This is a genomic window from Paenibacillus sp. 3LSP (assembly GCF_032465655.1).
Taxonomy (GTDB): Bacteria; Bacillota; Bacilli; order Paenibacillales; family Paenibacillaceae; genus Fontibacillus; species Fontibacillus barengoltzii.
In genome coordinates, this window is the sequence record NZ_JAWDJI010000120.1 from 1 (window position 1) to 6,862 (window position 6,862).

At 53.7% G+C, this 6,862-nt stretch carries 7 protein-coding genes; 2 read left to right on the plus strand and 5 right to left on the minus strand.

Annotation, left to right across the window (positions count from 1 at the left end; all coding sequences use genetic code 11):
* The 3 genes from RW092_RS09650 to RW092_RS09660 form a co-directional block, all read right to left on the minus strand.
* On the minus strand, positions 1-654 hold a 654-nt coding region (locus RW092_RS09650), incomplete at its 3' end, for an ECF transporter S component (RefSeq protein WP_316010086.1).
* Positions 655-1,066: 412 nt separating this feature from the next.
* Positions 1,067-1,828 carry an energy-coupling factor transporter transmembrane component T family protein gene (locus tag RW092_RS09655; protein ID WP_316010084.1) on the minus strand — a complete coding sequence of 254 codons (762 nt, stop codon included), beginning with the start codon at positions 1,826-1,828 and terminating at the stop codon, positions 1,067-1,069.
* 3 nt (positions 1,829-1,831) lie between these two features.
* Complete coding sequence (locus RW092_RS09660; protein WP_232228292.1) at positions 1,832-2,344, minus strand: GNAT family N-acetyltransferase; 513 nt, start codon at positions 2,342-2,344, stop codon at positions 1,832-1,834.
* A 249-nt stretch (positions 2,345-2,593) separates the two neighbouring features.
* On the opposite strand from RW092_RS09660, the gene RW092_RS09665 reads away from it, so the two are divergent.
* The gene (locus RW092_RS09665) at positions 2,594-3,550 is read left to right on the plus strand and encodes an alpha/beta hydrolase (RefSeq protein ID WP_051416839.1); all 957 of its coding nucleotides are present in this window, start codon (positions 2,594-2,596) and stop codon (positions 3,548-3,550) included.
* Here RW092_RS09665 and RW092_RS09670 read toward each other — a convergent pair.
* Positions 3,532-3,732: an aspartyl-phosphate phosphatase Spo0E family protein gene (locus RW092_RS09670; RefSeq protein ID WP_016313590.1), complete on the minus strand. Its 201-nt coding sequence runs from the start codon at positions 3,730-3,732 to the stop codon at positions 3,532-3,534. The two genes, RW092_RS09665 and RW092_RS09670, sit on opposite strands and share 19 nt — an antisense overlap.
* Positions 3,733-3,951: 219 nt before the next feature.
* Here RW092_RS09670 and RW092_RS09675 point away from each other — a divergent pair, with 219 nt between their 5' ends.
* The gene (locus tag RW092_RS09675; RefSeq protein ID WP_028538060.1) at positions 3,952-4,443 is read left to right on the plus strand and encodes a GAF domain-containing protein; all 492 of its coding nucleotides are present in this window, start codon (positions 3,952-3,954) and stop codon (positions 4,441-4,443) included.
* Between the two features lie 231 nt (positions 4,444-4,674).
* Here the strand turns inward: RW092_RS09675 and RW092_RS09680 are convergent, their stop codons facing one another.
* Positions 4,675-6,765, minus strand: coding sequence for an endonuclease MutS2 (locus RW092_RS09680; RefSeq protein WP_316010085.1), 2,091 nt, complete (start codon positions 6,763-6,765; stop codon positions 4,675-4,677).
* Positions 6,766-6,862 lie beyond the last annotated feature (97 nt).

The following is a 6,862-nucleotide window of genomic DNA, read 5'->3' on the forward strand; positions in this document are numbered from 1 at the left end:
GATGGAAAAAGCGCAGCAAATTCGTGATTTAGCTCTTCCGGGTATTGTTGTTGCCTCCGCCCGGCCGCCGACCGCGAAGCGGCGCAGCAGCCCGCTGCTCGCCAGCGCATCGCCGAGCAGCTTGACCAACAGCCCGCATAGGATCATGCCGCTGAGTACCCGAACGACGAGGGCGATCAGCAGGACATCTATGCCCCACTTCGTGTAACCATACATTTGCGCCGCAAAAAAGAACCACAACGGCACCATCGCCCCGCCGGTAATCAGCAGCATTGGCAAGCTCCAATTTTTATAACGAACAAGGGCAAAAGCGGCTTCCACAATCACCAAATAACAAGCCGCAGCCACAAAACAAGATAAAATGCCATAGGCCGTTCCCATAAACGCTTGGACAACCGCACCGATCCCATAAGTGATCAGAGCTGTCCCCGGTTTGCGGATGATATAATACGCCAGCAAGCCATAAATCATATACAAACCGGTAATCGTTGAGGTGAGGATCGGTCCCCCCAGCCCATTCAGCGCCTGGTTCACCGGAGACAGAAACACTGTCATGACCGCGTTCGCTGCGGCCAACATCGCCATAAGCACAATATCAAGCGTCGTAAAGCGCTGAAGCACTTTGCCGGAACTTCTCTCTTTCACTTGAACCATCCTCTCATCCATTCGAAAAATCACACTACATTTCTGCGTTTTACTACCTTTGGGGCGAATTGTATTCGAAATTTCATACATATTTGAGTGCTCCCCAGACAATTCGCCAAATTCTATATGAAAAATCGAGTACATTACAGGCTTATCCCCGCATTACAGCCCAATGTATTCGAAAAATCATATACATTTCGACTGTTTCACAACTTTCGGACAAATTGTATTCGAAATTTCATACATATTTGCGTACTCCCCAGGCAATCCCCTATTCAGCGCGACAATTGTTAACCACAATTAATAATCTAGGTTAACAATCAACTCGCGTCAAGTCCTTTTTTCAAATTAAAGCCGGAACTGCCCTTACCCACAGGGCCTGCATGTCTGTAAAAACCGCCCTCCAACGAGTCAAATTCTGTTACAGCATCCACAGGCCCGCCGTCAGCACCAAGCTTGCCAGCATCGTCCATACCTCCGCCGCCTTCAGCGGTACATCCCGCAAAAACGTACGCTCCCGATACGCACCAAATCCCTTCACATCCATCGCTCCTGCGGTTTGTTCCACACGGCGGATCGCCCCGGTGAACACCGTGACCAACTGGCCCCGCCACTGCGCTAGCCGTTCGGCAATCCCCCGCGGTTTGCGACCCAACCGAAGTTTACGGGCGGCGGCCGCCTGTCTTCCTTCCTCCGCAAGTAACGGCAAGAACGTCATTGCCAGCGATACGCCAAATACGAACCGGTAAGGCAGCTTTAAACGAGTCGACATCATCACAACAAAATCCTTGGGATTCGTGGATCCAATATACGCCAGCGAGGACAAAAATAAATTCACCAGCCGCAACGTCACGGCGGCAGCGTCCTCCAGCGCATGGCCTGAAATCGGCAGGATTCCTCCGCCTCCGGCACCTCCCTCTTGAAGCTGCACCGCCAGCGCAGTAACCACAAATAACGGCAGGCCAAAGCCCAAAATCCAGGCGATACGCCGCAATAACCGCCCCCAGCCGATTCCGGCCCCCAGCTTGGCCCCCGCTGCCAATGCCAGCAACAAGATCACCTGCCGCTCCAGCTCGTCCCAATGCATGGCAAGCGTAGCAATACAAGCTAACGCGACCAGCTTGCTTAGCGGATCCAAGCGGTGCAGCAGGCCGCCGCTATATTTCTGCTCAGACTTCCTCATCGCTTAAGTTGCTCCTCCCGAGTAATACTCTTTCTTCAACAAAGAATACATCAACAAATCCACAAAACCTTTCTCCGTCTTCTGATATTCCCGAAGCAACCCCTCTTCCACAAACCCAAATCCTTTCAGCAATTTACGGGAAGCGTCGTTGCGCGGATCGACCAGCGCTTCAATCCGGTTCAGTCCCATCGTCTCGTAGCCGTACGCAAGCAACATTCGCAGCGCCTCCGACATATACCCGTGCCCCCAATATTCGCGGCCCAGGTCATAGCCGATTTCCCCGCGATAAGCCCCGGCCAGCTCCCAAACATTATAACCGCAGCTGCCGATCAGCTTCTGTTCTTCCTTCAGCTCAATACCGAAACGGAGCGCATCCTCGCTCTCGGATAAACCGTTCAGCAGGTTAATCATTTCCCAAGCATCCTCCACCGAAGCAAACGGTGGAACATTCATATACTTAGTGACTTCCGGATCGCTCCAATACCGAAACATCACCTCGGCATCGCTTCGCTCCATCCGCCGCAGCCGCAGCCGTTCGCTTTCCAGCACAGGTATGTCTCCGCCGCATTTGTACACGTTCGCCTTCCTCCCTTTCCACTTGTGGTCATGGATCGCAGCATCTTTAACTAGCTAATCATATCGGAATGGGCACGTCAAAGGGACAGGAGAAATTTTCCCTGCGGCGATTTTCCTTCCAACTTTTCGGTGATACTATAAAAGCGTAAGAGAGCTTCATGGATAGGCTCGCAAGGAGGAACCAGCAACATGGTATTTACGATCGTTATTTTGTTTTTCATGCTGATTGTTTTGGCATTCGTAACTGGTCTGCCGCGTTTTGCGGTGCGCCAAATCACCCAGATGCGACTGCAGACGAACGAGAGCATCTACGAGTATTTGGAACGAACCGGGGTATTTACGCGCGACCAATTCGAACGGCTGCCGAAACGACAAGTTCAAGTCCGATCCCGAGATGGGCTGAAGCTTAACGGGTATGTTCTGGAACTGTTTCCGGGAAGCCAACGCTGGATGATCATCGTCCACGGCTATACGGTTTCCTTGCTCGCTTCCACGCAATACATTGACGTGTTCCGGAAGGCAGGGTTTAACATTCTGCTGGTCGATCAACGTCGACATGGCGGCAGCGAGGGGGATTACACGACCTATGGATATCAGGAAAAATACGATGTCCAAGCCTGGGTCAACTGGATTTTGGAGAATTACGGGGAAAAGAGTGTGATCGGCCTGCATGGCCAATCGTTGGGGGGTGGAACGGTGCTGGAGTATCTTACCATCGCCCATCCAAACGTGAGATTTGTGATCGCGGACTGCCCTTACTCGGATTTGACAGAGCTCATTCGACATCAGATCAGCAAGCTGAACAAGCTTCCAGCCAAACCGCTCTTGCCGCTGGTCGATAAGTTGCTGCATCGCAAAGCCGGCTTCCGTCTGCATCAGGTCAGCCCGATTAAAGCCGTTGAGAACAGCACGCTGCCGGTGTTGTTTATCCACGGGACGGAGGACAACTACGTTCCCACTTATATGAGCCGGGAGATGTATCAAGTGAAGCCTGAACCTAAAGAACTGCTGCTCGTGGAAGGCGCGGTTCATGCCAATGCATACGGCATCAATCCGAAGCGGTATACCGAGGTGGTCCATGCCTTCATCGAGAAGGCTCTTGGCGCAGAAATGCCTGAGGCGACCGCTTATTTGCCAAGCATTTGACTTTGGGCCATCACGATATACTGATCCAGACGCTGGCTTAATTCCAGAATGGTGCCGCTGCTGAAGTCATCTTGGGTAGCGGCATTCATCAACTCCATACGCAGATGCTCGATGGTTGCCTTCAAGTCGTTGCTGATTTTATTATTGGTACGGCTTGCGCTTCGGAGAGATTGAGGTACCATAAATATCACCTTTTCATTAATCTTGTCCCTATTTTATCGCATGATGCCAAAAAACATATTTTGCAAATTTGATAAAAAATAGCACTCAGTGTCGGACTTTGTAAGATTTTAACGCTCCCTTACCATCTGGGTGCTATCACTCGACAAAAAACTCCTTTATAATAGACCTATCGCTGCCGGCAACCTGATCACGCCGTCAGTTTTAAGGAGGAATGATGCATGTTTCATGCCAATGAATATAGCGGTACCCGCAAAGAGCAGCAGCAAGCTGTCTTGTCGCAGCTTCAAGCTCTCATCAGCGGAGAAACGAACCAGGTAGCCAATTTAGCTAATGCGGCTGCCCTGTTGAACCATTACCTGGACGATATCAACTGGGTGGGCTTTTACTTATACGACGGCAACGAGCTCGTGCTCGGACCGTTTCAGGGCCTACCGGCCTGCATTCGGATCCCGCTTGGCAAAGGAGTCTGCGGCACCAGTGCAGAACGCCGCGAAACGCTGCGGGTGGAAGATGTCCACGCTTTCCCGGGCCATATTGCCTGTGATGCAGCATCCAACAGCGAGATCGTCGTGCCCATCGTGAAGGAGGACCAGCTGATCGGCGTTCTGGACATCGATAGTCCGCGGAAAGGTCGGTTTGACGCGGAAGACCAAGCGTTCCTTGAGCAATTCGTGGCGACGCTGGTTCAACAGCTGCCAGTTCCCGCTTAAAGACGGATAACCGAAGCTTACACTGACTGCGCCAGGTTACGATTCCTGCAAAAGTGCAGTTTTTCTCGCTCAAAACGCCAAATTTCCGGGAATGAGCAGAAAAAGCCTGCACTTTTGCAGTTTTTTCCCCGCCACAAGTAAACGAAAGCGCGAGCCTAGGGCCAAACGAAACGGCCATCTAAGCTCGCGCTTTTTCACCTATACCCGGCGCCGACGCCGGCTAATTCCCGTTCAAAGTCCATCCTCCCCCGGTTTCTTAATGATCATTAATCCTTCCACGTGCCGTTTGCTCATCAGCTTGCGCTTTTTCCGGTTTTCCTTCGAATCGAAGACGATGTCCAAGTCGTAATCCTCCGGATACAGAGACTCGCTCTTGAGATATGGCTTTAAGCGTTTATGGTTCACCTTGATTTTCTGCTTCTGGACCTGAACTAACGCCATACCGCGCAAATCCGGCGGTTCCACGACGATGCCAATCTTCCCGATGGAGGTGACGAGAACGGCGTCACCCACCTCAAACTTGCGGGGAAGCGAAAGGGCTGCTTCTCCGGTTAACGCCCCGGCGTCAGCGGGTTGACCTGCGCCCCCTCCGTCCTCCGTTCTTTGACCGTTCAAGCCTGCTCGCAAGGCTTCCGGTTGTGCCGTCACTCCCGCCTCCTTCTCCCGCTGTCCCGTTTCTCGCGAGTTCCAGGGCACAGAAGACGCCTTGCCTCGCCCATCTCTCGCTTCTGATGCCGGCTTCGCCGGAACGATCTCATCCCAGCGCAGACCGCCGCTGCCAGAGCCATCGGGGGATTGCTGGCGGCTGACGATATGCTGCGAGCGTTCGATGATCCCGCCGGACATCCCGAGCTTGCGGGCAATTTCGATCGCATAACTGCGGCCGGATTGCCCGATGGTCAGCCGGTACAGCGGACGCAACGTCTCGGCGTCGAATTCCATCCGCGCGTTCTCAAATCCTTCCGCCCGGGAGGCGAACGTCTTGAGTTCGTTGAAATGGGTCGTGACCATAACCGTTGACCCTTTCCGGGCGAACTCTTCAAGAATCGCGATCGACAAGGCGATCCCTTCGCCGGGATCGGTCCCCGCCGCCAGCTCATCGACCAGCACCAGGGTTGCAGGCCCCGCCTCCTTCAGAATTTGCACCAGTGCGCCAATCTGAGCGGAGAACGTGCTGAGCGACTGTTCCAGGTTCTGACCGTCCCCGATGACAGCGCGAATGCCCTGGTACACCGCAAAGCGGCTGCCCGGTGATACCGGTACCAGCAGCCCCGACTGCACCATCAACGTCAGCAGGCCAAACGTCTTCAGAACGACCGTCTTCCCGCCGGTATTGGGGCCGGTGATAATCAGCGTCCGGTACTCTCTTCCGATCGCCATATCCAGGGGAACCATCGATTGCAGCAGCTTCGGATGCTTGGCCCCGCAAATCACCGTCTCTCCGGTCTCGCTGAGCTGCACCTCGATCCCGCCGATCGCCGCCGCGTATTTCGCCTTGGCAAAAATAAAGTCATACAACCCTGTAATCTCGATATTCCGAATCAGATCAGCCGCTTCCCGCTCGACCAATCCGGCGAGGTATCCGAGGATTTTCGCTTCCTCCCGCGCCTCTTCGCCTTGAAGCAGCTCCAGCTCGCCTTGCAAGGCAGCAACCTCCTGCGGTTCGATGAACGCGGTCTGCCCGCTGGTCGATTGGTCCAGCATCCGGCCGTTAACTTGCTTGTAGTAGTCTTTTTTCACCGGAATCACATATCTGCCGCCGCGCACGCTGACGATGTTCTCCTGCAAAATCGAAGCATGCCGAGCCATGACGGCCTGAATCCGCTTCTGGATCCGCTCTTTGACGATGCTGATTTTTTTGCGTACCTTCTCCAGCTCCCGGCTGGCGTCATCCATAATCACTCCGTGCCGGATGCAGCGGAGAATCTCCTGCTGCAGAGCAGGCGAGTCCTGCAAATCCGCCGCATAGACGCCGATTCTCCAGGCCAGCTCGCCTTTGGCGGCCATATATTTCTTAAGCTGCCCGCAGCTGTGCAGGAACATCTGCACCGCCGTCAAATCCTGCTCTGTGAACAGATAGCCTTTGCCCAGCAAAGAGACGACCTGCTCGATCCCTTCCAGCGAAGGCAGCGGGACACTGGCTCCTTTTCCATACAGGGCAAGCGCCTCCGCCGTTTCCGCCATCGCCCGCTCGACGGCCCGCTTCTCCATCATCGGTGCGAGCTCTTCGATGCGTTTTCGACCAGCATAAGATACTGCATATCTCAGCAATTCCTGTTTGATGCTTTCATATTCCAATGTGCTTAGTGAAAATCTTTCCAAGGGAAAGCCTCCTTCAAATGGGGTTAATCTTCCTTCTTTTCGGAAATCATAACCACCCGTCCAACGGGTGGTTTGCTCTTGGGGTATAACCCCTTGT